23 protein-coding genes are annotated in these 26,663 nt (G+C 65.5%); 19 read left to right on the top strand and 4 right to left on the bottom strand.

Annotated features, from left to right (window positions below; genetic code table 11):
- The first annotated feature begins 140 nt into the window (after nt 1-140).
- The 5 genes from CCUG20998_RS07445 (at nt 141) to CCUG20998_RS07425 (ending at nt 7,483) form a co-directional block, all read left to right on the top strand.
- Nucleotides 141-1,958, top strand: a complete 1,818-nt coding sequence (locus tag CCUG20998_RS07445; RefSeq protein WP_036457512.1) for a DUF3556 domain-containing protein — start codon at nt 141-143, stop codon at nt 1,956-1,958.
- Entirely contained in the window at nt 1,955-3,379 is a 1,425-nt protein-coding gene (locus CCUG20998_RS07440) for a phytoene desaturase family protein (protein ID WP_020732323.1), read from the top strand. The genes CCUG20998_RS07445 and CCUG20998_RS07440 overlap by 4 nt, the downstream gene beginning before the upstream one ends.
- A 63-nt stretch (nt 3,380-3,442) precedes the next feature.
- Nucleotides 3,443-5,116: an amidohydrolase gene (locus CCUG20998_RS07435; protein WP_020732322.1), complete on the top strand. Its 1,674-nt coding sequence runs from the start codon at nt 3,443-3,445 to the stop codon at nt 5,114-5,116.
- 113 nt (nt 5,117-5,229) lie between these two features.
- A complete protein-coding gene (locus tag CCUG20998_RS07430) occupies nt 5,230-5,679 on the top strand; it encodes an SRPBCC family protein (RefSeq protein ID WP_020727104.1) in 450 nt (149 codons plus the stop codon).
- Entirely contained in the window at nt 5,672-7,483 is a 1,812-nt protein-coding gene (locus tag CCUG20998_RS07425; RefSeq protein WP_020732321.1) for a sulfatase-like hydrolase/transferase, read from the top strand. The genes CCUG20998_RS07430 and CCUG20998_RS07425 overlap by 8 nt, the downstream gene beginning before the upstream one ends.
- A 21-nt stretch (nt 7,484-7,504) precedes the next feature.
- On the opposite strand, the gene CCUG20998_RS07420 is transcribed toward CCUG20998_RS07425, so the two are convergent.
- The 3 genes from CCUG20998_RS07420 to CCUG20998_RS07410 all read right to left on the bottom strand — a co-directional run bounded on the left by CCUG20998_RS07420 (nt 7,505) and on the right by CCUG20998_RS07410 (nt 9,336).
- A complete protein-coding gene (locus tag CCUG20998_RS07420; RefSeq protein ID WP_036457446.1) occupies nt 7,505-7,891 on the bottom strand; it encodes a DUF2750 domain-containing protein in 387 nt (128 codons plus the stop codon).
- Between the two features lie 210 nt (nt 7,892-8,101).
- Nucleotides 8,102-8,929, bottom strand: a complete 828-nt coding sequence (locus CCUG20998_RS07415) for an LLM class F420-dependent oxidoreductase (RefSeq protein ID WP_012393411.1) — start codon at nt 8,927-8,929, stop codon at nt 8,102-8,104.
- An 8-nt stretch (nt 8,930-8,937) separates the two neighbouring features.
- Complete coding sequence (locus CCUG20998_RS07410; protein WP_020732319.1) at nt 8,938-9,336, bottom strand: DUF4267 domain-containing protein; 399 nt, start codon at nt 9,334-9,336, stop codon at nt 8,938-8,940.
- Nucleotides 9,337-9,415: 79 nt separating this feature from the next.
- On the opposite strand from CCUG20998_RS07410, the gene CCUG20998_RS07405 reads away from it, so the two are divergent.
- From CCUG20998_RS07405 to CCUG20998_RS07380, 6 genes are all read left to right on the top strand, one after another.
- Nucleotides 9,416-10,879, top strand: coding sequence for a protein adenylyltransferase SelO (locus tag CCUG20998_RS07405; RefSeq protein WP_020732318.1), 1,464 nt, complete (start codon nt 9,416-9,418; stop codon nt 10,877-10,879).
- Nucleotides 10,880-11,039: 160 nt separating this feature from the next.
- Nucleotides 11,040-11,930, top strand: a complete 891-nt coding sequence (locus tag CCUG20998_RS07400) for an Rv3090 family protease (RefSeq protein WP_020732317.1) — start codon at nt 11,040-11,042, stop codon at nt 11,928-11,930.
- A 36-nt stretch (nt 11,931-11,966) separates the two neighbouring features.
- Entirely contained in the window at nt 11,967-13,658 is a 1,692-nt protein-coding gene (locus CCUG20998_RS07395) for a patatin-like phospholipase family protein (RefSeq protein ID WP_020732316.1), read from the top strand.
- A 59-nt stretch (nt 13,659-13,717) separates the two neighbouring features.
- The gene (locus CCUG20998_RS07390; protein WP_020732315.1) at nt 13,718-14,353 is read left to right on the top strand and encodes a DUF732 domain-containing protein; all 636 of its coding nucleotides are present in this window, start codon (nt 13,718-13,720) and stop codon (nt 14,351-14,353) included.
- A 53-nt stretch (nt 14,354-14,406) separates the two neighbouring features.
- Nucleotides 14,407-15,174, top strand: coding sequence for a TetR/AcrR family transcriptional regulator (locus CCUG20998_RS07385; RefSeq protein ID WP_036457445.1), 768 nt, complete (start codon nt 14,407-14,409; stop codon nt 15,172-15,174).
- A gap of 32 nt (nt 15,175-15,206) precedes the next feature.
- Nucleotides 15,207-16,010, top strand: coding sequence for an SDR family NAD(P)-dependent oxidoreductase (locus tag CCUG20998_RS07380; RefSeq protein WP_020727108.1), 804 nt, complete (start codon nt 15,207-15,209; stop codon nt 16,008-16,010).
- A 16-nt stretch (nt 16,011-16,026) separates the two neighbouring features.
- Here CCUG20998_RS07380 and CCUG20998_RS07375 read toward each other — a convergent pair whose 3' ends face one another.
- Complete coding sequence (locus tag CCUG20998_RS07375) at nt 16,027-16,944, bottom strand: DUF808 domain-containing protein (protein ID WP_020732313.1); 918 nt, start codon at nt 16,942-16,944, stop codon at nt 16,027-16,029.
- A gap of 909 nt (nt 16,945-17,853) precedes the next feature.
- Here CCUG20998_RS07375 and miaB point away from each other — a divergent pair.
- The 8 genes from miaB to CCUG20998_RS07335 all read left to right on the top strand — a co-directional run bounded on the left by miaB (nt 17,854) and on the right by CCUG20998_RS07335 (nt 26,652).
- Nucleotides 17,854-19,338, top strand: coding sequence for a tRNA (N6-isopentenyl adenosine(37)-C2)-methylthiotransferase MiaB (miaB, locus tag CCUG20998_RS07370; protein ID WP_020732312.1), 1,485 nt, complete (start codon nt 17,854-17,856; stop codon nt 19,336-19,338).
- Nucleotides 19,339-19,554: 216 nt separating this feature from the next.
- Nucleotides 19,555-20,403, top strand: coding sequence for a methyltransferase domain-containing protein (locus tag CCUG20998_RS07365; RefSeq protein WP_231389864.1), 849 nt, complete (start codon nt 19,555-19,557; stop codon nt 20,401-20,403).
- Between the two features lie 70 nt (nt 20,404-20,473).
- Nucleotides 20,474-21,709, top strand: coding sequence for a cytochrome P450 (locus CCUG20998_RS07360; protein ID WP_231389863.1), 1,236 nt, complete (start codon nt 20,474-20,476; stop codon nt 21,707-21,709).
- Nucleotides 21,706-22,167 (top strand): nuclear transport factor 2 family protein, encoded by a 462-nt coding sequence (locus CCUG20998_RS07355; RefSeq protein WP_012393399.1) that lies wholly within the window; start codon nt 21,706-21,708, stop codon nt 22,165-22,167. The genes CCUG20998_RS07360 and CCUG20998_RS07355 overlap by 4 nt, the downstream gene beginning before the upstream one ends.
- The gene (locus CCUG20998_RS07350) at nt 22,164-22,931 is read left to right on the top strand and encodes an LOG family protein (protein ID WP_020732309.1); all 768 of its coding nucleotides are present in this window, start codon (nt 22,164-22,166) and stop codon (nt 22,929-22,931) included. Before CCUG20998_RS07355 ends, CCUG20998_RS07350 begins: the two co-directional genes overlap by 4 nt.
- 168 nt (nt 22,932-23,099) lie before the next feature.
- Nucleotides 23,100-24,044, top strand: a complete 945-nt coding sequence (miaA, locus tag CCUG20998_RS07345; RefSeq protein WP_020732308.1) for a tRNA (adenosine(37)-N6)-dimethylallyltransferase MiaA — start codon at nt 23,100-23,102, stop codon at nt 24,042-24,044.
- 86 nt (nt 24,045-24,130) lie between these two features.
- Nucleotides 24,131-25,111, top strand: a complete 981-nt coding sequence (locus tag CCUG20998_RS07340) for a nucleoside triphosphate pyrophosphohydrolase (protein ID WP_020732307.1) — start codon at nt 24,131-24,133, stop codon at nt 25,109-25,111.
- A 65-nt stretch (nt 25,112-25,176) separates the two neighbouring features.
- Nucleotides 25,177-26,652, top strand: coding sequence for a glutamate-cysteine ligase family protein (locus tag CCUG20998_RS07335; RefSeq protein WP_020732306.1), 1,476 nt, complete (start codon nt 25,177-25,179; stop codon nt 26,650-26,652).
- The last annotated feature ends 11 nt before the right edge of the window (nt 26,653-26,663 follow it).

The raw sequence follows: 26,663 nt of genomic DNA, 5'->3' as shown, positions 1-26,663 counted from the left end.
GCTTTTGTCCTCCCAGGACAGTGCGAACAGGCAATTTCATCCGGTCGAGACGGTGTGGGCCACATCACCTGATTCGTACGGTGTCCCGATCCACCTTCGACCTGACCAAGCAAGTCTCAATGAATCAAGGAGCCACTGCGATGGGATTCTTCAAACCACATTTTCCCGACGTTGATCCGGACACATTCCTGCGCAAACCGCTGATGGAGCGGGGGCGCATCCTCGCCCAGAGCTGGGTGGAATACGGGTTCCCGTCGCCGCGGATGGTGCATGCCATCTACATCCTGAAGCTCATCTTCGGCTACGCGCTCGGCGGGGTCATCGTTGCCACGTTGACCTCAGGGCTGCCGGCCTTCTGGCACGTGGCCGCGTGGTGGAACCAACCGATTGTGTACCAGAAGGTCATCCTGTGGACGGTGCTGCTGGAATCCATTGGCGTCGCCGGTTCCTGGGGTCCCCTCGCCGGCAAGATCAAGCCGATGACCGGCGGCATTCGTTTCTGGGCCCGCCCCGGCACCATCCGGCTGCGGCCATGGAAATGGGTGCCGTTCACCGAGGGCGACCGGCGCACTCTGTTGGACGTTGCGCTCTATGTCGCCCTGCTGGTCAGTGTGGCGGTTGCGCTGTTTTCGCCCGGCGTGCCCAGTGACTCGCTGTCGGCGGCGCTTCCCGGAAACACATCCGGCCTGGTCAATCCCGCACTGCTGATCGCACCGATGGTGCTGCTGGTCCTGGTGGGACTGCGTGACAAGACGATCTTCCTGGGCGCCCGCGGCGAGCAGTATCTGCCGGCGATGTTTTTCTTCGCGGTGCTCGGATTCGCGAACTTCGCGGACATGATCATCGCGCTCAAGCTGCTGATCGTCGTCGTATGGGTGGGCGCCGGCGCATCCAAGTTCGGCAAGCATTTCGCCAACGTCATCCCCCCGATGGTGAGCAACAGCCCGGCCATTGCGTTCAGGTGGCTCAAGCGGGCCCACTACCGCAATTTTCCGCGGGACCTGCGCCCGTCTCGGCTCGCCGAGGTGATGGCCCACGCCGCGGGCACCACGGTAGAAATCCTCGCCCCGCTGACGCTGTTGTTCTCCACCAACAAGTGGCTGACCCTGGCGGCCGCCGCCTTGATGGTGTCGTTCCACCTGTTCATCATTTCGACGTTCCCGCTGGCGGTGCCGCTGGAATGGAACGTGCTGTTCGCCTACGCCACGATCTTTCTGTTCCTGGGCTTCCCAGCCTGGCAGGGCTACGGCGTGACCTCCATGTCGTCGCCATGGCTGTTGGCCGCCATCGTCGCCGCACTGCTGTTCTTCCCGATCCTGGGCAACTTCCGGCCCGACAAGGTCTCGTTCCTGCCGTCCATGCGCCAATACGCCGGCAACTGGGCCTCGGCGGTATGGGCCTTCGCTCCGGGCACCGAGCACAAACTCAACAAGGTCACCCGGTCGTCGAAGAACCAGCTCGACCAGTTCATCGACTTCGGTTATGAGCCGCAGTGGGCGGAGATCACGATGCAGCACTCGATCGCCTGGCGCAGCATGCACAGCCAGGGTCGCGGCCTGTTCTCGGTGCTGTTGAAGAACCTGCCCGACATCGACACCCGCATCGTGCGGGAAGGCGAGTTCATCTGCAACTCGTTGATCGGGTTCAACTTCGGCGACGGTCACCTGCACAACGAAGATCTGATCGCGGCGATGCAGACACAGGCCGCGTTCGAGCCCGGTGAACTCATCGTCGTGTGGGTGGAGTCGCAGGCCTGGGGCAGCAAGGTGCAGCACTACAAGGTCATCGACGCGGCCCTGGGGGTGCTCGAGCGCGGCACCTGGAAGGTTGCCGATGCGGTGGCCGAGCAGCCGTGGCTGCCTAACGGTCCGATCCCAACGCAGGTGACCTGGTCGCTCGGCGGCAGGCGGGAACGGATCCGCGACGGGCAGGACCACGAGCATGGGGCGCTGGCATGAAAGGTGCATCGCAGACCGCGATCGTGGTTGGTGGCGGGCCCAATGGGCTCGCCGCCGCCATCACCCTGGCCAAATCCGGACTGCAGGTCACCGTTCTCGAGTCCGCCGAGGAGGTGGGCGGCGGTGCCCGCAGCAGCGAGGCCATCGTGCCCGGCCTGGTGCATGACCACTGTTCGGCCATCCATCCGATGGCCATCGGCTCGGAGTTCCTCGCCGGCCTGGACCTGGACCGCCACGGCCTGAGCTGGCTGCTGCCCGAGATCGACTGCGTGCATCCGCTCGATGACGGCAGCGCGGGCGTGCTGCACCGTTCGGTAGGCCAGACGGCCGACGGGCTGGGCGGCGATGGTCGCCGCTGGCGGGCCCTGTTCGAATGGACTTCGCAACGATTCGACATGCTGGCCGAGGACATCATGGGTCCGCTGCTGAGCATTCCCGGGCACCCAATCACCTTGGCCCGGTTCGGGGCAACGACGGTGCTTCCCGCCGCGGTGCTGGCCAGGCTGTTTCGCACCGACCAGGGCCGGGCATTGTTCGGAGGCGTTGCCGCGCATGCGTTTCGGCCGCTGCACTACCCGATGACCTCAGCCATCGGCCTGGGCATCATCACCGCAGGCCACCGGCACGGCTGGCCAGTAGCGGCCGGCGGTTCGCAATCAATCACCAACGCGCTGGTGGCAGCGTTGGACGAGCTGGGCGGCAAGATCGAAACGGGCGTACGGGTACAGACGGCATCGCAGCTGCCACCGGCGGACGTGACCATGTTCGACCTCGCGCCGGACGCCGTCGCCGGCATCCTCGGTGACCGGATGCCCGGGCGGATTGCCCGCGCCTACAACAAATTTCGGCGCGGGCCAGGCGCATTCAAAGTCGACTTCGCCATCGAGGGCGCCGTCCCATGGACCAATCCGCAGGCCCGCCGGGCGGGAACGGTGCATCTGGGAGGTTCCTACGCCGAGCTCGCCGCCGCCGAACGCGAGGTCCATGCCGGACGGATGCCACAACGACCATTCGTTCTGGTCGGTCAGCAGTACCTGGCCGATGCTGAGCGCTCGGTCGGCAATATCCATCCGCTGTGGACCTACGCACACGTCCCCAACGGCTACACCGGCGACGCCACCGCCGCGATCATCGCGCAGATCGAGCGTTTCGCACCGGGATTCCGGGAGCACATCGTCGGGCAGACCGTCCGCAGCACCACCGAGATGTCCAGATACAACCCGAATTTCGTCGGCGGCGACATCATGACGGGCGCCAAAGATGTCCGCCAGCTGACCTTTGGACCGCGGGTGACATTGTCGCCCTATCGAACCGGGGTGCCGGGCACCTACATCTGCTCGGCCGCGACGCCGCCTGGGCCGGGCGCCCATGGCATGTGTGGCGCCAATGCGGCGAAACTAGCTCTAGCGGAACTGAAATAGCCGACGGCCGCCGATTTCGTTGATTTGTACCGCTGGGGTGAGCCCGTGGAGCAAGCTGGCCATATGTCCGAGGGCCCCACGCATCCGATCACTGTCTTCCCGGCCCGCAAGGTGCTGACGATGACGCCCTCACTACCGGAGGCCTCCGCAGTCGCGGTGGCCGACCGCCGGATTGTCGCCGTCGGTTCGCTGGACTCGATGCGTCCCTGGCTGAATCGCCACGAATACGTCGTCGACGAGCGGCTGTCCGACAAGGTGGTGCTTCCCGGCTTCATCGACCCGCACGTGCACCCTTCATTGCCTGCGGTGCTTACTCAGTTTCCGTTCCTCGCTCCCGAGGATTGGAACCTGCCGACCGGACGTTTTTCCGGCGCGACGACCCCGGACGCGTTCCGCACGCGGTTGCGGGAACTGGTCGACGCCCACCCGGACTGGAGCGTGCCGTTCGTGGCCTGGGGCTACCACCCGCTCTGGCACGGGTCGATCGGGCGCCCCGAGCTGACCGCGATGTTCGGAACCCGGCCCGTCATCCTGTGGCACCGGTCGTTCCACGAACTGATCGCCAACGACGGCGCGATCGACTGGATGGGGCTCAGCGAGCAGCAGTTCGCCGATCTTCCCGAGGTGGACTGGGAGCGCGGACGCTTCTGGGAGAACGGCGCAATGGCCCTGGTCGGCGCCAGCCGCCTGCCGCAACTCCTGTTCGAACCCGCCCGGTATGGGGAAGGCATGGCCAACTTCTTCCGCATGGTCCACCTAGCCGGCGTCACGACCTGTCTGGACATGGGCGTCGGCAGCATGGGCAATCCGGAAAACGAGATCCGGCTGATCAACAGGATCTCGCGGGAGATCGACGCACCGTCCAGGATCGTGCTCACCCCGTTGATCTCTGACTTCCTGGCCCGCGGTGTCAGCCCGCAGGAGGCCGTGGCCGCTGTCGCGGAGTGGGCGCAAATGACCTCCGGACGAGTCGGGTTTGACCACCACTTCAAACTCATGATGGACGGCGCGATCTTCAGCGGAATGGCCCAGTTCGGGTACCCCGGCTACCTCGACGGCCACACCGGGATGTGGATGGCCCCGCTGCAAGTCACGCGGACCTGGGCCGAGGTCTTTTGGCGGGAGGGCTACCAACTGCACGCCCACACCGTCGGCGACCTCAGTGCCGAGGCCTTGATCGACCTGGTACGCCACCTGCAGTGGATCCATCCCCGGATCGGTCACCGCACCGTCCTGGAACACTTCGGCTACACCACCGAGGAACAGAACCTGCAGATGCGGGAGCTGGGCATGGTGGTCTCCGCCAATCCCTACTACCACTACCTACTCAGCGATATCTACAGTTCGGAATGGCTCGGCAGCGACCGCGGCGCCGAGCTGGTGCGCCTGGGATCACTCGAGCGCCTCGGCGTCCCGTTCGGCCTGCACTCCGATTGCCCCATGGCGCCACTGGCCCCACTGACCCTCGCCTGGGTCGCGGCCCGACGAATCACGATCAACGGCAACCTCAACTGCGCGCAGGAGCGGATCAGCCTGCACGCCGCACTGCGGGCCATCACCATCGACGCCGCCTGGATCATGCGCAAAGAAAACGACCTCGGATCGATCCGCGCCGGCAAGTACGCGGACTTCACCGTCCTCGAAGACGACCCCTACCAGGTCGGCGTCGACGGACTCAAAGACCTCCCCATTTGGGGAACGGTGTTCGAGGGGCAGGTCCGATCGCTGCCCTCGTGACCCCGCGCCGCCGCATCGCCGACCCGGCCGGGCAACGGTGGCCGCGTCCCGCGTCGAGGTCGCGAACAGACCAACTTGGCGCGCGAGCCTGCCGCATAGTGTTGGATGGCTGAGTGGCAGATATCAGCCGTAGCCGGACCATAGTGGCCGAGCCGCAGGCGATTTGGAACGTACTCGCCGACTTCGGCGCCCTGAGCACGTGGGCTGACGGCATCGACCATTCGTGCGTGTTGAATGAGGGCCCCGACGGGGAGCCGGTGGGCACCACCCGCCGCGTACAGGTGGGCCGCAACACCCTGGTGGAACGCATAACCGCGTTCGACCCGCCCACCTCGCTGGCCTATGACATCGAGGGCCTACCCAACCGCCTCCGCAAGGTCGCCAACCACTGGAGGTTGCGCCGAAGCGGTAACGCCACCATCGTGGAACTCACGAGCACGGTAGAGGTCGGGACCAGCCGGCTGGCTCAGATGGCGGAGCGGGTTGCGCTGCGCGTGCTGGCCAAGCAGTCCGACGCGATGCTTGCCGGATTGGCGAGCCGATTGGAGAAAACGCATGCCTGAGGGCCCCGACATCGTCATCATCATGACCGACGAGGAGCGCGCGGTTCCCCCTTACGAGTCGGCCGACGTCCTGGGTTGGCGGCAGCGCACCCTTACCGGCCGTCGCTGGTTCGACGAACACGGGGTGAGTTTCGCCCGGCACTACACCGGATCGCTGGCCTGTGTGCCGAGTCGCCCGACAATTTTCACCGGCCAGTACCCCGACCTGCACGGTGTCACGCAAACCGATGGCATCGGCAAACGGTTCGACGACTCCCGGCTGCGCTGGCTGCGGGCGGGCGAGGTACCGACTCTGGGTAACTGGTTCCGCGCGGCGGGATATGACACCCACTACGACGGCAAATGGCACATCTCGCATGCCGATCTTGAAGACCCCGACACCGGCCTCTCGCTGGCCACCAACGACGACGACGGCGAGATCGACCCGGCGGCCGTACAGCGCTACCTCGATGCCGACCCGCTCGGCCCGTACGGCTTTTCCGGCTGGGTGGGCCCCGAGCCGCATGGCGCGGGCAACGCGAACAGCGGTTTCCGTCGTGACCCGCTGATCGCCGACCGAGTTGTTGCATGGCTCGAGGACCGCTATGCGCGCCGCCGTGCCGGCGACGAAGCGGCGCTGCGTCCGTTCTTGCTGGTGGCCAGCTTCATCAACCCGCACGACGTGGTGCTGTTCCCGGCCTGGGCGCGATTCGGCCCGTTGAAGCCGTCGCACCTAGACCCCCCGCATGTGCCGGCACCACCCACCGCCAACGAGGACCTGAGAACAAAGCCGGCCGCGCAGATCGCATTCCGGCAGGCGTACTACACCGGATACGGCGTGGCACCGGCGATCAAGCGCACCTACCACCGCAACGCGCAGCGCTACCGCGATCTCTACTACCGCTTGCACGCCGAGAACGACGGGCCGATTGACCGGGTCCGCCGCGCGGTGACCGAGGGCGGATCCGACAACGCCGTCCTGGTCCGCACATCCGACCACGGTGATCTGCTCGGGGCTCATGGCGGGCTGCATCAGAAGTGGTTCAACCTCTACGACGAGGCCACCCGGGTTCCGTTCGTCATCGCCCGAGTCGGCGATGAGGCGACCACGGCACGCACCGTTTCGGCCCCAACATCGCACGTCGACCTGGTGCCGACGCTGCTTAGCGCGGCCGGCATCGACACCGACGCCGTCGCCGCGAACCTTGCCGAATCATTCACCGAGGTGCACCCGCTGCCCGGTCGGGATCTGATGGCGGTGGTCGACGGGGCCCCCGCCGACGAAGATCGAGCGATCTACCTGATGACACGCGACAACGTGCTCGAAGGCGACACCGGCGCATCGCTGCTGTCCCGACAGCTGGGCCGCACGGTCAATCCCCCAGCGCCGCTGCGCATCAAGCTGCCCGCGCACGTGGCCGCCAACTTCGAAGGGCTTGTCGTGCGGGTCGAGGACTCCGACGCCCCCGGCGGCGCCGGCCACTTGTGGAAGCTGGTGCGCACCTTTGACGACCCGGCGACCTGGACCGAGCCCGGGGTACGTCACCTGGCCAGCAACGGTGTGGGCGGCGAGACCTATCGCACCGACCCGGTGGACGACCAGTGGGAACTCTACGATCTGACTGCCGATCCAGTCGAGACCGACAATCGTTGGACCGACCCCGAGTTGCATGAGCTGCGTCAGCATCTGCGGATGCAGCTCAAACAGCAGCGGGCCTCGTCGGTGCCGGAGCGCAACCAGCCGTGGCCCTATGCCAATAGACAACCGGAGACCGGTGAGTCGCAGGGCCCAATTCGTCGGCTGCTGGGCCGAATCGGGAGCTAGCCAACGGCTCCACTGCGCGGGCTACGGCTGCTCTTCCCCCAGCAGGGCACGGGCCAGGTCGATGGGCTCGATCTCGACTCCCGCGAGATCGGCGTTGTAGTCGGGGCCCAGCATCTCGCCGCTCTGGTGCATGTGCTGAAGCGGCCCGGCCAGGAACTGCTCCAGCTCCAACGCCGCCGGCTCGTATGCCGCCCACGCCCCTGTGGCGTGCTGGCGCGCATAGGCTGCAGCCGAATAGACCAGATGCACGGGGATGGGCTCGTCGTCCTCCGTCACGTAGTGGTTCGATTCGACCCACGCTCCCCGTGCCTCGGGTCCAATCAGCACCCAGAGTTCGCCTGATGTGCGCACCCTTTCGACGAAGCGGTGGTAGCGGGCTTGCAGGTCCGCGTTCAAGTGGAGATTCACGCCACCACCCTAGCTCGCCGATCCCGACGAAAGTCAAGCAATATAAGCACAATTCAGCATGAATGACCCAAATTACGCAAACTACAATAATTTTCGGCGCATCACGGCTACAGAGCCCGTACAGATTCGGGCATCGGCGCGAAATCTGAATAACCACAACCGCTTTGCGCAGACAGAGGCCTGGCCCCCACACTTGACTGGGTTGCGGTCTTATCCCAACTGGACCAGTTCGGATTCCATCTGGTCAAGATATCTCAACGTCTGGTCGCGAGGCTCGGTCGGCAATCCCAGCAGGACTCGTTCGACCCCCAGCGGCAGGTAACCCTCGAGGTCGCTGACCTTCGTCTCATCCGACAGGCACACCGTCACCGCCACGTCCTCACCGGCCAGCGAGCGCAGTTCTTCGAGTGGACCGGCCAACAGCTGCGGTGACGGGCTAATCGCGATCCATCCGGCACCTAGGCGGGCGATGCGGCCAAAGCTTGCCGGCCCTCCCCCGATGTACAGCGGCGGATGGGGCTTGGTCACCGGCTTCGGCCAGCAGCAAATTGGGTCGAAATCGACATATTTCCCGTGATATTCGGCGTTGTCCTGGGTCCAGATCTCGATCATCGCGCCCAGCCGTTCATCGGTGACCCGTCCTCGCACCGCCGGATCAACACCGTGATTGGCGACTTCTTCTCGCAGCCACCCCACACCCACACCGAAGCAGAACCGCCCGCCGGACACCACGTCCAGCGATGCCACCTCTTTGGCCGTCACGATCGGATCCCGCTCGGGGATCAACGCGATGCCGGTGCCCAAGACGAGTGACTCGGTCGCCACCGCCGCCGCCGTCAACGCCACGAACGGATCCAGCGTGCGGTAATACTTGCGCGGAATTGGCCCGCCGGGCGGATACGGGCTCTGATTGTTCACCGGGATGTGAGTGTGCTCGGCGAGGAACAGCGACTCGAACCCACGCTCTTCGAGTGCCGCGCCCAGCTCCGCAGGGCCGATGCCTTCATCGGTGACAAACGTCAGGACTCCGACACGCATGCTTGCTCCTACCCGAGTTGGGGCGCACTGGCTTCGGTGGCCGGCCGCGCGGCACCCCAGAGCCCCACTCCGATACCGACGACTGCGCCGCCGAGGGCGACGATCTGCTGTAGCCGTTTCAGCTCGTCATGCACGCTGATCCCGCCGAGCAGGTCGGCTGCGTCCGCGCCAGCCGAAGCCAGGAACCAGCCACGGGTGTTCTTGCCGCGCACCGCAGCTGTCGCCAGCAGCCCTCCGATGAGGGCGTCGCGATAGCCCATCGACCGCAACAGCAGCCGCGCCGTCGGCGACGACTCCTGCGCACCCGCACCCCAAAGCCGGTTCGCCCGTACCGGGTCGACGAGAAATGAGATACCGGAGGCACAACGCAGACTGCCCGCAACCAGCGCGGCACGATCGATCGACATGGCACGCAAGCCTAGGAGGTAATCATCCGACAGGGAATGGACACGCCCGAGTGGCTGACCCGTCCGTAGGCTTGGTGAGATGAGCGCTGCACCGGATCTGACCATCGCTCTGCAAAGCCACTTCTTGCGGGACTTGCCGGAGCTGGCCGTTCGCTGGCAGGCCGAGGTGCCGCCAGACGCGCGGCTGCTGGTGCTCAACGAACCGTTGGCGGGCGAGCTCAAACTCGACTCCACGTGGTTGCGCAGTTCCGAAGGAGTCCGGTTCCTGGTCGGCAGTCTGCTACCCAGCGGAGCGGTTCCGGTGGCGCAGGCCTACGCCGGGCACCAGTTCGGCGGGTTCGTCCCGCGGTTGGGCGACGGCCGCGCCCTGCTGCTCGGCGAGATCGCCGATACCGATGGGCGCCTGTACGACATTCACCTCAAAGGCTCCGGGCGCACCCCGTTCGCCCGCGGTGGCGACGGCCTGGCCGTGGTTGGGCCGATGTTGCGCGAATACATCGTCAGCGAGGCGATGCACGCGTTGGGCATCCCGACAACGCGGTCCCTGGCCGTCGTGGGTACCGGGCGCCAGGTTCAGCGCGAGACACCACTGCCCGGCGCCTTGCTTGTCCGGGTCGCCCGTAGCCACCTGCGGGTGGGCAGCTTCCAGTACGCGGCCGCTACCGGCGACGTCGAGTTGCTGCGGCGCCTCGCCGACTACGCCATCGCCCGCCACTACCCCGGCGCCGCGGATGCCGAGCGCCCCTACCTCGCACTGTTCGAAGAGGTGGTCGCGGTCCAGGCCGCACTGCTGGCGCGCTGGATGTTGATCGGGTTCGTGCACGGGGTGATGAACACTGACAACATGACCATCTCGGGCGAAACCATTGACTACGGGCCGTGCGCCTTCATGGAGGCCTACGACCCCGAAACGGTGTTCAGCTCGATCGACCACTGGGGCCGCTACGCCTACGCCAACCAGCCCGTCGTCGCGGGCTGGAACCTGGCCCGCTTTGCCGAGGCCCTGCTGCCGCTGCTCGCCGACGACATGCAGGAGGGCATCGCCCTCGCCGAGAAGTCCTTCGGGGTATTCCGCACCCGCTACGACGCCGTCTGGTGCTCCGGTATGCGAGCCAAACTCGGCTTGCCGGCGGTGACCGAGGCCGAGGTGGTCAAGCCCCTGGCCGACGAGCTGCTGCAGCTCCTGCGGCAGGGCCAGGTCGACTACACCTCGTTCTTCCGGCACCTGGCGGCAGCGGCCCGTGGAGATGGCGACGCGGCCCGCGCAATGTTTGACGCCCCAAGCGGATTCGACGACTGGCTGTCACGCTGGCAGCCCCTGGGGCCGGATGCCGAATTGATGGACGGGGTCAATCCGATCTACATCCCCCGCAACCATCTCGTCGAGGAGGCTCTGGCCGCGGCGACCGACGGCAACCTCGATCCGTTCCGCCGGCTCTTGGATGCGGTCACGGACCCCTATGTCGAAAGGCCTGGGCTCGAGCGCTACGCCGGCCCGGCGCCCGAGGATTTCGGCGCCTACCGGACCTACTGCGGCACCTGAAGCCCGCCGCGGACGCCACATTCTCGGGCGTTGCACCCGGCCAGGTCGCGCCAACGCCTAGTCTGCACGTACCCGGCCGCACCTGGCTGGGCCTGGCTGAACCCAACTGAGCAATGCCGCGCCCGATCGGCATCACCCGAGCGGGAGAAGGAGCGTAGGGATGACGTGGGAGATCGTGATGTTGACCATGTGCTTGATCGGCGCCGCCGTGGCGGCGTTGCTGTGGAAGTTCGCCGGCAATGACAAAGCGCGCCTACGCGGCAAGATCGCGACTCTCGGCGCCCTTGGGGCGGCGGTCCTGTTCTTCCTGATGGGCTGCTTCACCATCGTCGGGACCCGGCAGATCGCGATCGTCACCACCTTCGGCCGCCCCAACGGGGTGAGCCTGAACAACGGCTTCCACGGCAAATGGCCCTGGCAGATGACCCACCAAATGGACGGCGCGGTGCAGATCGACAAGTACGTCAAGGAAGGCAACAGCGACCAGCGCATCACCGTGCGGCTGGGCAACCAATCCACGGCCCTGGCCGACGTCAGTATCCGCTGGCAGCTCAAGCAGTCGGCCGCACCCGAACTCTTCCAGCAGTACAAAACCTTCGACAACGTGCGGGTCAACCTCATCGAGCGGAATCTGTCGGTTGCCCTCAACGAGGTGTTCGCCGCATTCAACCCACTGGACCCGCAAAACCTGGACGTGTCCCCACTGCCCAACCTGGCCAAGCGAGCCGCCGACATCATGCGCCAGGACGTGGGCGGCCAAGTCGACATCTTCGACGTCAACGTTCCGACCATCCAGTACGACCAGGGCACCGAGGACAAGATCAACCAGCTCAACCAGCAGCGCGCGCAGACCTCGATCGCCGTGGAGGCGCAACGCACCGCCGAGGCTCAGGCCAAGGCCAACGAGATCTTGTCCCGCTCAATCAGCAACGACCCCAACGTTGTGGTGCAGAACTGCATTACGGCCGCGATCAACAAGGGCATCAGCCCGCTGGGCTGCTGGCCGGGCAGCTCGGCTCTGCCGACCGTCTCGGTGCCCCCCGGACGGTAGCCATGCGCACATGATCGCCATGAGAGGGTTGATCTGATGCACATTCCGTTCGCCGAGTTGATAGGCAGCCGTTTTGCTCGCCGTCACGCCGCACTGGACCTGGTCGACAAGATCGATGCCGAGACTCAGGACATCGATGATTCCCTCGACACCGTCGATCTCCCGTCGGCCGAGCCGGCCCAGCTGCTGCAAAAGATGGAAAGCAGGCTGATCCGGCAGCACCTGGCCAACCCGGGCGTGTTGAGCGACGAGGAGCTGCGCAAGCTGCGCTACATCCTCAACTTCGCCAGACTCGCCGACTTCGAACCGGGAGCCGCGGGTCCGGGCGGCAGCCGCGGACGTGGTGACATCTCGGTGGGCGCCGAAGTCGCTCCGTGGCGGTCCCGGGTCAGCGACATCCTGTATGGACCGCTGCGCGAAGAGCCAGATCCGATTACCGCGCTCAAGGCCGCACGCACCGCGCTCGACGGTTTGTCCGCCGACCAAGACGACCAACGGCGAGTGCTGATCGAACGCCACGGCAGCGACTTCTCTGCGGCCGAACTGGACTCCGAGGTCGGCTACAAGAAGCTCGTCACCATCCTCGGCGGCGGGGGCGGCGCGGGGTTCGTCTACATCGGCGGCATCCAGCGCCTCCTGGAGGCCGGCCAAACGCCTGACTACATGATCGGGTCGTCGTTCGGGTCGATCATCGGCAGTCTGGTGGCGCGTTGTCTGCCGGTGCCGATCGACGACTACGTGGAGTGGGCCAAGACGGTGTCTTATCGCGCCATTCTGGGCCCCGAGCGGTTGCGCCGCCGCCACGGCTTGGCCGGGATGTTCGCCCTGCGCTTCGACCAATTCGCGCTATCGCTGCTCAGCCGTGAGGACAACGTCCGGCTCCGCATGTCAGATCTGACGATTCCGTTCGATGTCGTGGTCTCCGGCGTGCGAAAGCAACCGTATTCCGCACTGCCATCCCGGTTTCGCCGTCCGGAACTGGCGGCGCTGCAACTGCGCTCACTGCCCTTCCAGCCCATCGGCATCGGCCCGCTGGTCGCAGCCCGGATGTGGCAGGTTTCCGCCTTCATCGACTTGCGGGTGGTCAAACCGATCGTGGTCAGCGGCGATGACCCCGATCGCGACTTCGACGTCGTCGACGCGGCGTCGTTTTCGTCTGCCGTTCCCGGCGTGCTGCACCACGAAACCAGTGATGACCGCATGCTCGACATGCTCGATGCCCTCTGCGCCGACCAAGACATCGCGGCGATCGTCGACGGCGGCGCGGCCAGCAACGTGCCGGTCGAATTGGCGTGGAAGCGGGTGCGTGACGGAAAGCTCGGCACCCGCAACGCGTGCTACCTGGCCTTTGATTGCTTCCATCCGCAGTGGGACTCCCGGCACATGTGGCTGGCCCCGATTACCCAGGCGATCCAGCTGCAGATGGTGCGCAATTTGCCTTATGCCGACCACCTGGTCAGGTTCCAGCCGACGCTGTCACCGATCAACCTGGCCCCCTCGGCCGGCGCCATCGACCGTGCCTACGAGTGGGGCCGCAGCAGCGTCGAGGACGCGATTCCGGTGACGACGGCACTATTGCGGCCGACGTGGTGGGAGGGTGATGGACCGCCGGTCGCCGAGCCCGCCGAGCACGCGAGTTCGGTGGCTTCATCGATGAGCTCGGTGATGGCGGCGATACACGCACCGACGGGCCGATTCGCCAGGTGGCGTGACCGTCACCTCACATAAAGCGGGCGCCCGCCGTTGGCCCGCATCGGGTGACGGAGTCGATGGCTACCATGGCCCTCATGGCCGAGCCGGTCCCGGCTTCCGACAAGACCGCCGCACTCGACGGCGACAAGACGGCAGCCGTCCCCAGTCCCGCACCCACCGACACGGTCGAGACGGCCTGGTCGCGCGAACAGGACGTCAGCGACGTCCGCGACCCCGGCCCAGACCTCCCCGATGTCCCGGACATCCCCGATGGTCGCGGCGAGGAGCTTGCTGCTGAACCGGCGTCGCTCGTCCAGTCCTGGCGCACCACCTTGGCCAGGGCCGCGGCCCTACTGTTGCTCGGTCTCGGGTTTGCGGCGGTGATCGTGATCGGTGGCTGGGCCCTGTCCACGGAGAGCTCGCCGGGCAAGGCCTCGAAGCCGCGGTCGGTCACCCAGATTGCGCCAACGCCGACGTCCGCCCCAACCACCACGACGACGATCGCCTCAACTCCTGAGCAGGACAGCGCCTACATCGCAGCGCTCAACGACCGGGGTATCTCCTTCGCCAATCCCAACGCAGCGATCTACAACGGCAAGTTGGTGTGCGAGAACTTCCGTCGTGGGCTCACTGTGGACGAGATCGTCGCGGCATTTCGTTCGAGCAATCCGGCCCTCAGCAACCACGCTGGCGACTACGTCGACATCTCGATGCGCACATATTGCCCGTAAAAGGCGGCTCATCCCCCTCACCCACAATGCACTGCCGCGCAGGTAGCTAACACATGTCCGACATTGCAGCGACGATGAAATGTCGGCTGCGGGTGTCCCGGAAGCGCCTGGTGGGTACCTACGGATCTATGACGCATCCGAACAACCCGGGCACCCGCCGCCAGGCGGACCTGAGTAGCCGGCTTACGCGGCGCCGGCACAAGCTTGCTCCGGATCCTGGCATTCGGCGTGCCATCCTGGTCGCCGCGTCGATGTCGGTTCGCGAACATGGGGTTCGTGGACTTAGCGTCGCGACCGTCCTGGACCGGGCCCAACTCAGCACCCGGGCGTTCTACCGGCATTTCGAGTCGAAAGACCAACTGGTAGCCGCGGTGTTCCTCGAGGTCGCCCGGGTCGAAGCGGTGCGGCTCAGAACGCTCATGGCCAAAGCGACAAACCCGATCGAAGGAGTGGCTGCCTGGATCGACGGCCGCCTCGACTTGGCTTTCGACGACGCGGTCAAGGCGGACCTGCGTCACCTGTCCATGGATGCTCAATCACATCTGCTCAACGCCCCCGAGCTGGTCGAACCCGCATACGCCGAAACGCTTGAGCCGCTCATCGAGCAGCTTCACCTCGGCGTGGCCCAGGAAGTGTTCCACGACGTCGACCCGCACAGCGAGGCGCGCTCCATTCAGGGCGTGATGTGGGCCAACACGGAACAGCAGTGGGCCTCCGGGGATTGCCGACGCAACGAGGTTCGCGAGAGCACGGTGCGATTTTGCCTGCGCGGACTGGGCGTTGCGCCGGACACTATTGCGCAGATCGCCGCGCCAGACTGACATGTGAGGCGCCCGCCCGCAGAGGAGATGCGATGGACCTGGGCTTCAGCGGTTCCAAGGCCGTCGTCACCGGAGGCAGCAAAGGCATGGGCCTGGCCATCGCCGAAACCCTGGCCGCCGAAGGAGCCAGCGTGGCGGTGATCGCCCGTGGCAAGCGGGCACTGGACAGCGCCGTGGAAAGGCTAAGTCAGGCCGGCGCTCCCGACGCGGTGGCGATCAGCGCGGACATGGCCGACGCCGCATCGATCACCAGCGCCTTCGCCGCCGTCTCCGAACGCTGGGGGCAACTCAATTGCCTGGTGCACACGATCGGACCGGGCGACGGGTACTTCGAGGAACTCGACGACGCCGCTTGGGATGCCGCGTTCACGCTGGGCACGATGTCGGGGGTCCGGGCGATTCGCGCCGCGTTGCCCTTGCTGCGCGCCGCGGACTGGGCCCGCGTTGTGACGCTGTCCGCGCACTCGATTCAGCGACAGAACCCACGCCTGGTCGCCTACACGGCCTCGAAGGCGGCCCTATCCAGCGTGACCAAGAACCTGTCGAAGAGCCTGGCCAAGGACGGCATCCTGGTGAACTGCGTGTGCCCGGGAACCATCGTCACGGCCAGCTTTACCGAACAGCTCAAAGACCTGCTGGCCGCCGACGGACTCGATGCCACCAACCCGTACGACGTCATGGCCTGGATTGACAAATACTTTCACCAGCCGTGCGATCTGGGCCGCGCCGGGCTTCCCGAGGAGGTCGCTTCCATCACCGCCTACCTGGTGTCGCGGCGCAACGGCTATGTGACCGGCGCGACGGTGAATGCCGACGGCGGCTCGGACTTCATTTGACGGCGCACGCCGGCGCCTAACCCGCCCAACGAAACGGCAGCAGGTGCACGAGCGTGACCGCTACTGCCCCGACAATCAGTCCGAGCGCCGCCGACACGCCGGTATTGACCAGCCAGGCCACGACGGTACCTAGGGACCCGACCGCGTGGCGCACTTGTTCATCGAGATGATGCACCAAGCCGTATGGGGTGTGCCAACCGATCTGATCGCTGCCCACCAACAGGATGTGGCCACCCACCCACAGCATCGCAACCGTTCCGACCGCCGCGATCATGGACAACAACCTGGGCATCCCAGCGACCAGGGCGCGACCGAGCCGCTGCCCGACCCGAGACGACGTCTCGGCCAGCCGCAGCCCAACATCGTCCATCTTGACGATCGCCGCCACCACCCCATACACCGCGCCAGTGATCACCAGCGCAACGACGATGAGGACGACAAGCCTTGGCAGAAAAGCCAAGTCGGCCACTTCGCTGAGCGCGATCACCATGATCTCGGCGGAGAGGATGACGTCGGTCCGGATCGCCCCGGTCACCACTTGCTGTTCGTCTTTCGGCCTCCTGGCCTGGGAACCGTTGCCGCGCAGCGCACTCCACAGCTTCTCCGCGCCTTCGTAACACAGGTATGTGGCGCCGAGCATCAGGATTGGACTCAACAGCCACGGGACGAACTGGCTAAGCAGCATCGCGCTGGGAAGGATGAACACCAACTTGTTGCGCAGCGAGCCGAGCGCAATGCGTTTGATGATCGGCAGTTCGCGCTCGGCGGTGATGCCGTGAACGAATTGTGGCGTTACCGCGGTGTCATCGACCACTACGCCTGCCGCCTTGGCGGTCGCGCGAGCCGCGGCCGAACCGACGTCGTCCACCGAGGCCGCGGCCAGCCGCGCCAGGGCAGCGACGTCATCGAGCAGCCCGAACAGGCCTGCGCTCATCGGCTCTCCCCCATGGCGACCGAGGTTACCGCTTGTTGCCGAAGTCGTCGGTGCGGGCAATCGACCCCTCTGACCGGCGAGTGCGGCCCCAAAGTGCGGCGCGAAATGGCCCAACGCCGCACCTACCATGCCTCTCGCGGGGCTTTTATCTGCTTACCGGGAAATTTTTCGAGGAATCGCCACACGGGACTTGTGCGGCATAGGTGATGGGGTTTACAGTACTTACCAGCACCACTTCTCAGAGATTCAAATCGAAGTGGATCCGCAGCTCCCTTAAAAGGAGTCCCGGACTCAGCAAAACCCGCACCCCCCTCAAAAGGGGGCCCGGACTCAGCAAAACCCGCACCCCCCTCAAAAGGAGGCCCGGGAACCCCGCACCCCCCTCAAAAGGGGGCCCGGACTCAGCAAAACCCGCACCCCCCTCAAAAGGAGGCCCGGGAACCCCGCACCCCCCTCAAAAGGGGGCCCGGACTCAGCAAAACCCGCACCCCCCTCAAAAGGAGGCCCGGGAACCCCGCACCCCCCTCAAAAGGGGGCCCGGACTCAGCAAAACCCGCACCCCCCTCAAAAGGAGGCCCGGGAACCCCGCACCCCCCTCAAAAGGGGGCCCGGACTCAGCAAAGCTCGCACCTCCCTCAAAAGGAGGCTCGGAAAGTTTTGCACGGGCTATATCTCGCCGTGGCTTGTCGAATTCCCCTTTCCTGGGGAATTCGATTAGTCCAATTTCGGCTATGCCTTGTTCCGATCCTTTTGGGCGTGCGATGGAAATGTCGCCCCTCCAGTCGAAAAATTGCCGGAGGAATTGTGACTCAAGACCACATTGTGACTGAGCGGCCGCCTGCGACCAGGAATGATACCGCGGGCAACGCAACCGCCCGCACGTATGAAGTCCGCACTCTCGGCTGCTTGATGAACGCTCACGACTCCGAGCGCATGGCGGGTTTGCTTGAAGACGCCGGGTACATCAAAGCCGACCCGGGCGCGCCTGCAGATCTGGTGGTATTCAACACCTGCGCGGTGCGTGAAAACGCCGACAACAAGCTCTACGGCTCGCTAGCGCACCTGGCTCCGATCAAGGCGAGTCGGCCCGGCATGCAAATCGCGGTCGGCGGATGCCTGGCACAAAAAGACCGCCACATCGTGCTCGACCGGGCACCGTGGGTTGACGTCGTCTTCGGCACACACAACATCGGCTCACTGCCGGTGCTCTTGGAACGCTCTCGGCACAACCAAGACGCGCAAGTCGAGATTCTCGAATCACTGCGGACATTCCCTTCGGCGCTGCCCGCGGCACGGGATTCAGCCTATGCCGCGTGGGTGTCGATCTCGGTGGGCTGCAACAACAGCTGCACCTTCTGCATCGTCCCGTCGCTACGCGGCAAGGAAGCCGACCGCCGCCCCGGCGACATCCTCGCCGAGGTGCAGGCCCTGGTAGAGCAGGGCGTGCTGGAAGTAACCCTGCTCGGCCAAAACGTCAACTCCTACGGCGTCAATTTCGCAGACCCAGACCCTTCGACGGGCGAGGCACCACTGCCTAGGGATCGAGGTGCGTTTGCGCAGCTGTTACGCGCTTGCGGCCGGATCGAGGGTCTAGAGCGCATCCGGTTCACCTCACCGCACCCGGCCGAATTCACCGACGACGTGATCCTGGCGATGGCCGAAACTCCGGCTGTGTGCCCGCATCTACACATGCCGCTGCAATCGGGTTCGGACCAGATCCTCAAGGCCATGCGCCGCTCCTACCGGCGCGATCGCTACCTGGGGATCATCGACAAGGTCCGTGCCGCGATACCGGACGCGGCCATCACCACCGACATCATCGTCGGCTTTCCCGGCGAAACCGAACATGACTTCGAGCAGACCCTCGACGTGGTGCAAAAAGCGCGGTTCACAAGCGCATTCACCTTCCAATACTCGCCTCGGCCGGGCACACCCGCGGCGGACATGCCCGACCAGATTCCCAAGAACGTCGTCCAGCAGCGCTTCGAGCGGCTGGTGGCGCTGCAAGAGCGAATCTCTTTGGAGGGCAACCGATCCCTGGTCGGGACCCGGCAGGAGCTGCTGGTCGTCGCAGGAGAGGGCCGCAAAAACGCCACCACGGCGCGAATCAGCGGGCGGGCCCGAGACGGCCGACTCGTCCACTTCCGTCCGGACAGCGCCGACGGTTCGGTCCGGCCGGGTGACTTGGTGGATGTCGAAATCACCGATGCCGCGCCGCACCATCTGATCGCAGACGGGCCGCTGCTGCAGCATCGTAGGACCCCCGCAGGTGATGCCAGCGAACGCGGCCAGACCCCGACAACGCGTGGAGTCGGGCTGGGATTACCCCGAATCACGGTTGCCCAAGCCCAAACCCCCAGTTCCGCTGGACATCCCGACACCGCGTGCCGTTAGCGGCGGGGGCCCACCGATGAAACGCCTCGCCTTTACCGCACCTACGCCGTTTTCTCCCCCGATACCCGTGCGGCCGCAGCGGTGGACAACCACGGACGGCGACTGTTCAAGGTCAGTGCCGCATCGAATTCCTCTTGCAGTCAACAGCATTGGGCGATTGGTGTTTTCAAGTGAGGGAGGGTGATCGACTTGAGTACTGGTGAGATCGTAACCGGCTTGAGTGAAGCGCGGCGGACGTCCATTGCCGCGCTCTACGACCGGAAGACCCGCGATTGCGATGGGCTCAACGCAATGCTCGCGTCGCGTGATGGATTGTTTTTCAATCACAACGGCATCGACCTGCCGGACGGTCCGGCGCCGATGCAGGAGAAGGATCGGCTGGACTGGTTGCACCGCTCCGAGGCCGAGCTGGTCAGCTTTGGCCTGAAGTTCCTCGGTAAACCGCCTTCGGATGGCACCGTGCTAGATGCCGGCTGTGGGGCCGGGGGCGGCGCGATCATGATTCACCAGCGGTTCGGGTGTGCCGTGGAAGGCGTGACAGTGTCGCCTGAGCAGGCGCGGTTCGCCGCCGCAACGGCCCTGGTGCGCGGCGTGGAAGACCAGGTCAGGTTCAGGGTCGGCGACATGCTCGAGGTTGACCGCCGCTTGGGTTCCGGCCAGATCCGACACCGCTATCAAGCCGTGTGGGCGTGCGAAAGCACTGAGCACGTCGATGATCTGGGGTTGATGTTCACCACGTTTGGCCGAGTGCTGCTCGCGGGTGGGCAAATCGTAGTGATCGCGTGGTGCGCGGGCCGGGGTCGGGCCGCCGAAAGCGTCAAGCAGCGCGTCGATGACCAATACTGCACGAACATTCACGAGCCGGCCGACTACCGGCGAGCGGCAGACGAGGCCGGGTTGATCACTTGTCGGCGGGTGGATTTGACCGGACTCACCGTCCCATACTGGAAGACACGGCTGGAGTCGGCGCACCTGACCGGCACCGAAGAGTTGATGCATTCGGCATTTGCGCAGCGGCTGATGACATACGAGTTGTTTTCGTTCAAGACGCCAGGCGAACCGTGACCGATCACGACTGTCCATCCCGGCTGGGATCAACGCCATCGCGTAGGCAACCGGCCCCGCCCTACGGCATGTGACAGACACCATGTTGGCCCGTTTCGACCCACACGATCAGCAGCTGCGCGACGATCCGTACGCGGTGTACGCGACCTATCGTCAGGCGGATCCGGTGCATTGGGGACAACCGTTCAAACCCGGCGACAACGGATGCTGGTACCTGTTTCGACACGATCATGTCGTTGCGATGCTGAGGGACCCTCGGTTTCGCCGCAAATTGGTTCCGGCCGATCCTCTGGCATCCGGGCGAGTGTTTGGCGCGCCCCGCGGTTTCGCCGAATTGTCGGGTCGGCTGTTGCTGTCACTGGATCCGCCCCATCATGGGCGTCTGCGTTCCATCGTGGCGCCCACGTTCACACCTTCGGCAATCGAGTCCTACCGGATGATCGCGGCCAAGGCCGCGGATCGGCTGATCGACGGGCTCGAGGAGGCGACTGCGTTCGACGTGATCGACAACTATGCCGTTCCTCTGTCAATGATATTGATAGCAGCGATGCTGGGCTTGACCGCCGACGAGTTGCATCCGGACCTTCCGGTGTGGGTCTCTCGGTTTGGCGATGGGTTCGATCTGCGCAAGGAACCTGCGGCCATAGCGAGAGCCGACGATGCCGCCGCGAACATGTTGTGGTTCTTCGAGACCGCCGCGGCCAGCCACGATCGGTTACGACCGGGGCTGATCAGCGCCCTGATCGCGGCCCGCGAGGCCGGTCAGCTGACGCACGAAGAACTACTGGCCCTTTGTGTGCAGCTCATGTTCGCCGCACACGGGACGACGGTTGCGCAGATCGGCAACATGATCGCGGATCTGTGGACGCGCCCTGACCAGCTGGCATTGCTGCGGGCGCATCCGGAGCTGATGGCAGCTGCGGTCAACGAGAGTTTGCGTTTCAACGGCTCGGTTCAGTCCACGGCGGCACGCAAGCCCATCGAAGACGTCACACTCGGCGGCGCGCACATTCGTGCGGGGCAACCGGTGATCGCCTTCGTAGGCGCAGCCAACCGGGATCCGAAGGTGTTCGAGGAGCCGGACCGATTCGACATCACCCGTGCCCGAGGCGCAGCGGTCATGTTCGGCGCTGGAATTCATTACTGCCTTGGGGCACGCTTGGCCCGCCTCGAATGCCAGATCGCAGTGGGAACTCTGATGCGTCGGCTACCACGGCTGACATTGACCGAGAGGACCCAACTGCACCGCCACACCAACATCGTGTTGCCCGCGCTGTTGCACCTGAAGGCAGTGACGGCGGCGTGATCCCGTCAGCGAACCGCTTGCGCTTGTTCTCCTGGCCGCGGGGCAAGGCGCTGCACAGCTGCCTGTACGCGGAGGTGCAGCAGTTTTACGCACGGCAGATGAGGCTACTGGACCTCCGCGACATCGGCTCCCACGCAAAGACGTTCACCAAGGACGCCACGTTCGAGCACATCCCCGGTGCCGGCCCGGTGTCGACACGCGCAGCAATCGAGAAAGCCCTGCTGAAGTGGGACAGCAGAGCTGGGGATGCGATTCAACGACGGCACTGGTTGTCGATGATCGACTTGGCGTCGCGTAGTGCCGGCGTGATCGAGGCATCTGCCTATCTGATCGAAATCAACACTCGGCCCGGTACCAAGCCGGCGATCGCCCAAAGTTGCGTGATCCACGACAAGTTGACCCGCGTCAGCGGACAACTTCTGATCAGTTCGAGGAAGGTACTGGAGGACGGTCTGTGACTCGAGACCTGCCGGCACAACGCACGGCCAGCCGAATCTACGACCTGCACAGCGGCGGCTCCCTGCTGGACGCCGACGAATCCGCGCGGGTGACCGGATTGCTCGAGGAGGCGGGATTCGTTGCGGCTGGGCCCAGACCTGCCTGGCGCGCTCGGACCGATGGCCGTCCGACGATTTGCGTCTACTGCGCTTCCGGCGGCGACAACCCCGCCGACCTGAGCCTGGCCGCCGCCGTGGGCACCGAAATCGGTAGACGCGGATGGCGATTGATCTCTGGAGGCGGCACCATCGCCATGATGGGCGCGGTGGCCCGCGCGGCCAGAACCGCCGGAGCCCACACCACAGGCGTAATCCCGAGAATTCTCCTGCAATCCGAACTTGCTGACCTCGGTGCCGATGAGCTGATCGTCACCGACACACTCACCCAACGCAAACACCTCATGGGCGAACGCGCTGACGGGTTCCTGACGCTGCCCGGCGGTCTGGGCACCCTCGAAGAGCTGCTCGAATGCTGGACCGCGGCCAGCCTCGGCATACATCACAAGCCCGTAGTCCTGCTGGACCCCGCCGGACACTACCGCGGACTGCTCGACTGGCTCGAAGAACTGCGGCAGCAAGGCTTCGTGCGCACCGCCGCGATCGATCGGCTCATCGTCACGACCGACGTCGAAAGCGCATTCAGCAACCTCTGCCCATCAACTCGGTCGGCGTTCGCGTCGTCTGGGGAGGCCAGCGTCTCAGAGCGGACCCATGCGCATTATTAGGCCATTTGACTGATCCCAGCGCGGCCGCCGAACGCAACCCTTGTGGTGTCACCGCTAGCAAGCAGGACCACCGCAGGGGAGCACAGGATGGCACGCATGCCGACATCGATTCGCCCCACTGCTGACCCTCCGACAGGCGCTGTTGAGGCGAGATAGCAGGCAGAGGATATGAGACCACTAACGATCATCGGACCAACGGGAACCGGCAAGTCAGACTTAGCGATCGAGATTGCGGACCGACTCAGCGGCAAGATCGCCGTGGAGATCGTGAACGCCGACGCGTACCAGCTCTACCGCGGCATGGATATCGGCACCGGCAAGGTGCCGCTGGCCCAGCGCCGCGGCATACCGCATCACCAACTCGACGTGCTCGACGTCACCGAAACCGCCACTGTCGCGGGCTACCAGCGTTCGGCTGCCGCTGACATCGAAGCGATCGCCTCACGCGGAGCGCTGCCGCTGCTGGTCGGGGGCTCGATGCTCTACGTCCAGTCGCTGCTCGATGACTGGGCCTTTCCGGCGAAAGACCCAGCGATCCGAGCCCGCTGGGAGCGACGTCTCGCTCAGGTCGGGCCGGCCAGGTTGCATGCCGAGCTGGTCCGCCGCGACCCTGCCGCGGCCGCAGTCATCCCGCTCAACGACGCCCGCCGTACGGTGCGTGCGCTGGAAGTGGTCGAAATCACCGGTCGCCCGTATACCGCCTCCGCTCCACGTATCGGCAGCCCTCGCTGGGATAGCGCGATCATCGGATTAGATTGCGAGACAAAGGTTCTTGATGAACGGCTAGCGGCACGAACCAAAGCCATGTTCGATCGAGGTCTGATCGAAGAGGTGATCTCGCTACTCCCCTGCGGCCTGGCCAGGGGGGTCACCGCTGCACGCGCGTTGGGGTACGCCCAAGTCATGGAGGCGCTCAAGGCCGGCGCAGACACTCAAGCCCTGGATCGTGCGCGCCAACAAACCTGTCTGGCCACTCGACGCTATGTCCGACGGCAGCGGTCGTGGTTTCGGCGAGACCGCAGGGTGCGTTGGCTCGATGCCACGGTGTCCACCGCGGCCCACCGCACGGCCATCATCGAAGCGGTGTTGGGCGCCTGGCGGCGGGCATCATGAGGCTCCCCGACGCGGGTTGAATCAGCGCCAACTGCAGTGGCCGCAACGGCTGCCATGTCACCGTCGAACGTGAAGCCGGCTGTGTGATGACTGTCGTACTGATTGACCCACATCATTTGCTGGTACCAATGGAAGCCCTCAAGGTGCTGCGGCAGCAGGTGCAGTACACCGAGGAAGTACCGGCCGCGTTGACTCGGCTGCTGCCCGCGGCGCGCCCCGTGCGCGCCGGAGGCAACGCCACCGTGTTGTTGTCCTCCGATCCCACACATCCTGCGATTACGGCACGTTTGGCCGCCGGTGACCGGCTGATCTCCATACCGCACCCACAGTGCGGTGAGCGCCTGATCGATGCCGTTGCGGCAATGGACGAACTACGCACAGCGGGGTCGTGGGAAGCCGCGCAGACCCACGTCTCGGTTAGCCGCTATTTGCTGAGCCAAACCTATGCGCTGCTGGATGCGTTGCGTAGCGCAGATGCCGACCAGCTACGCGAAGAACTCGGCGCCTTGCTCCTGCAGGTACTTTTCCAGGCTCGGATCGCGCAGGACGCGCCGCGACGACCCTTCACCATCGATGACGTGGCCGACACCCTGATACGCAAGCTGGGCAACCGGCGCCGCGGAGTGCTGGCGGGCAATTCGCCCTCATTCCAGGAGCAGGTGGCGCAGTGGGAGAAGGGCAAAAAGGCAGACAAACAGGCGGGCTCGGTGATGCACGATCTGTTTCATGGTCAGCCCGCGTTGGCTCTGGCCCAGAAGGTGATCGAACGCGCAGTCAGGGCTGGCCTGCCGATGGACCTGGTCCCGGCGAGGCTCACCTCCGTCTTGGTGTCACCTGACATCGATGCGGAAGGCGAGCTGCGGGCGGCGGTCCTGGAGTTCATGGACTCGGTGCGCCGTGCCGAGGACACGATCGCCGCGAGGCGCCGCGCGCCCGATGCCACCGAAGAACCCGACCGCACGGCGCTCGGCGGGATCAGCGAGCGGGAGTGGCGTATGTGCTGGCCTTCCGTGGGCGCCCACACCCAATCCGGGGTCCGAGTCGCCAAACCCCGCGATGACGCCTAGTTTGCGAATTAGGTATACCGGCAGAAGCAACTGATGGCCGGGTGTGCGGGAGGGAAGGTAGGCCCGTGGGTGATCGCATCGACGCGTCCGCGTTGGTTCTCGGGCACGGAGATGACGTCCGGCGCCGGCTCACGCGTTCAGTCACGGTGTTGCGGCAAATGGTCGAGGCCGGCTGGTTTGCCGGCCACGAAGACACCATCGGCATGGAGGTGGAACTCGACCTGGTGGACCCGCTGGGCCGGCCGCGACTGGTCAACGACGCGGTTCTACAGGCCTTGGACCGAACCGATATGCAGCACGAGCTTGGCCAGTTCAATGTCGAGTTGAACCTGCCGCCCCACCCGCTAACGGGCCACGTGCTCCGGGACAGCGAACAACTTCTTGCCGACGTGCTCGACGGGTCCGGCGCGCGGATCGAAAGCCTGGGCACCCGCCTGATCGCGGTTGGCATGCTTCCCACCCTGAGCGCCGACCACATGACCGCCGAACGGCTCTCCACCAACCCGCGCTACGAGCTGCTGAGCCGCCGCATCCGCACCGCTCGACACCGGCCGTTCCGAGTGCACATCAGCGACGCACCCGAGCCGGTCGAATTCACCACCGACTCGGTCGCGCCCGAAGCCTCCGCAACCAGCCTGCAGCTGCACTTGCGGGCGCACCGGGACCGATTTGCGGCCTACTTCAACGCGGCCCAACTGATCGCCGGAGCGCAGGTCGCGGTGGCCGCCAATTCCCCCTTCCTGCTCGGCCGGCACGCCTGGCAGGAGACCCGAATCACGCTGGTGGAGCAGCTACTCGACTCCCGCCGCCCCAGCGAGGTCAAGGCCAGCGCACCGGCGCGCGTCCGGCTCGGGGAGGGGTGGATCAGCGACCCCGTGGACCTCTTCGACCACCTGGTGCGCGAGTACCCGCCGCTGTTCCCAACCCTGGAGGCAGAAGATCCCGACGCTGCCCTCGAGGCAGGGCGAGCTCCGGTGCTCCATGAGCTTCGGCTGCACAACGGCACGGTGTGGCAGTGGAACCGCCCCGTTTACGACGTCCAGGGCGGCAGCCCGCAGCTGCGAATCGAGAACCGGGTGCTGCCCAGCGGGCCCACCGCCGTCGACATGGTCGCCAATGCCGCCTTCTACTACGGGCTGGTGCGCGCAATCGCAGACAGTGACCGCACTCCGTGGGAACAGATCCCCTTCGCGGTGGCCGAGCGAGACCTGCACCGCGCGGCACGCGACGGGCTGGCGGCGCAATTGAGTTGGCAGGGCACCGACCAGCCCGCAGCGCAGCTCACCCGAGATGTCCTGTTGCCCGCCGCCGCGACCGGACTCGACGCGTGGGGCGTGGACGCCCACGACCGCGACCGGTACCTCGGTGTCATCGAAGCGCGGGTTCGCAGCGGCCGCACCGGCGCGGCCTGGCAGACGGAGACGGTGCGCCGCCTCGAAGAACGCGGACTGGAACGCATCTCGGCGCTGCACGAGATGACCCGGCGATACGTCGAGCACGCGCGCAGCGGGGCCCCAGTCCATGAATGGCCGCTATCGTGACGGTCCGATCC

The organism is Mycobacterium marinum, assembly GCF_003391395.1.
In the GTDB taxonomy this organism is placed as follows: domain Bacteria; phylum Actinomycetota; class Actinomycetes; order Mycobacteriales; family Mycobacteriaceae; genus Mycobacterium; species Mycobacterium marinum.
Note: the sequence above shows the minus strand (reverse complement) of the source record. Positions and strands in the feature narration are given on the sequence as shown.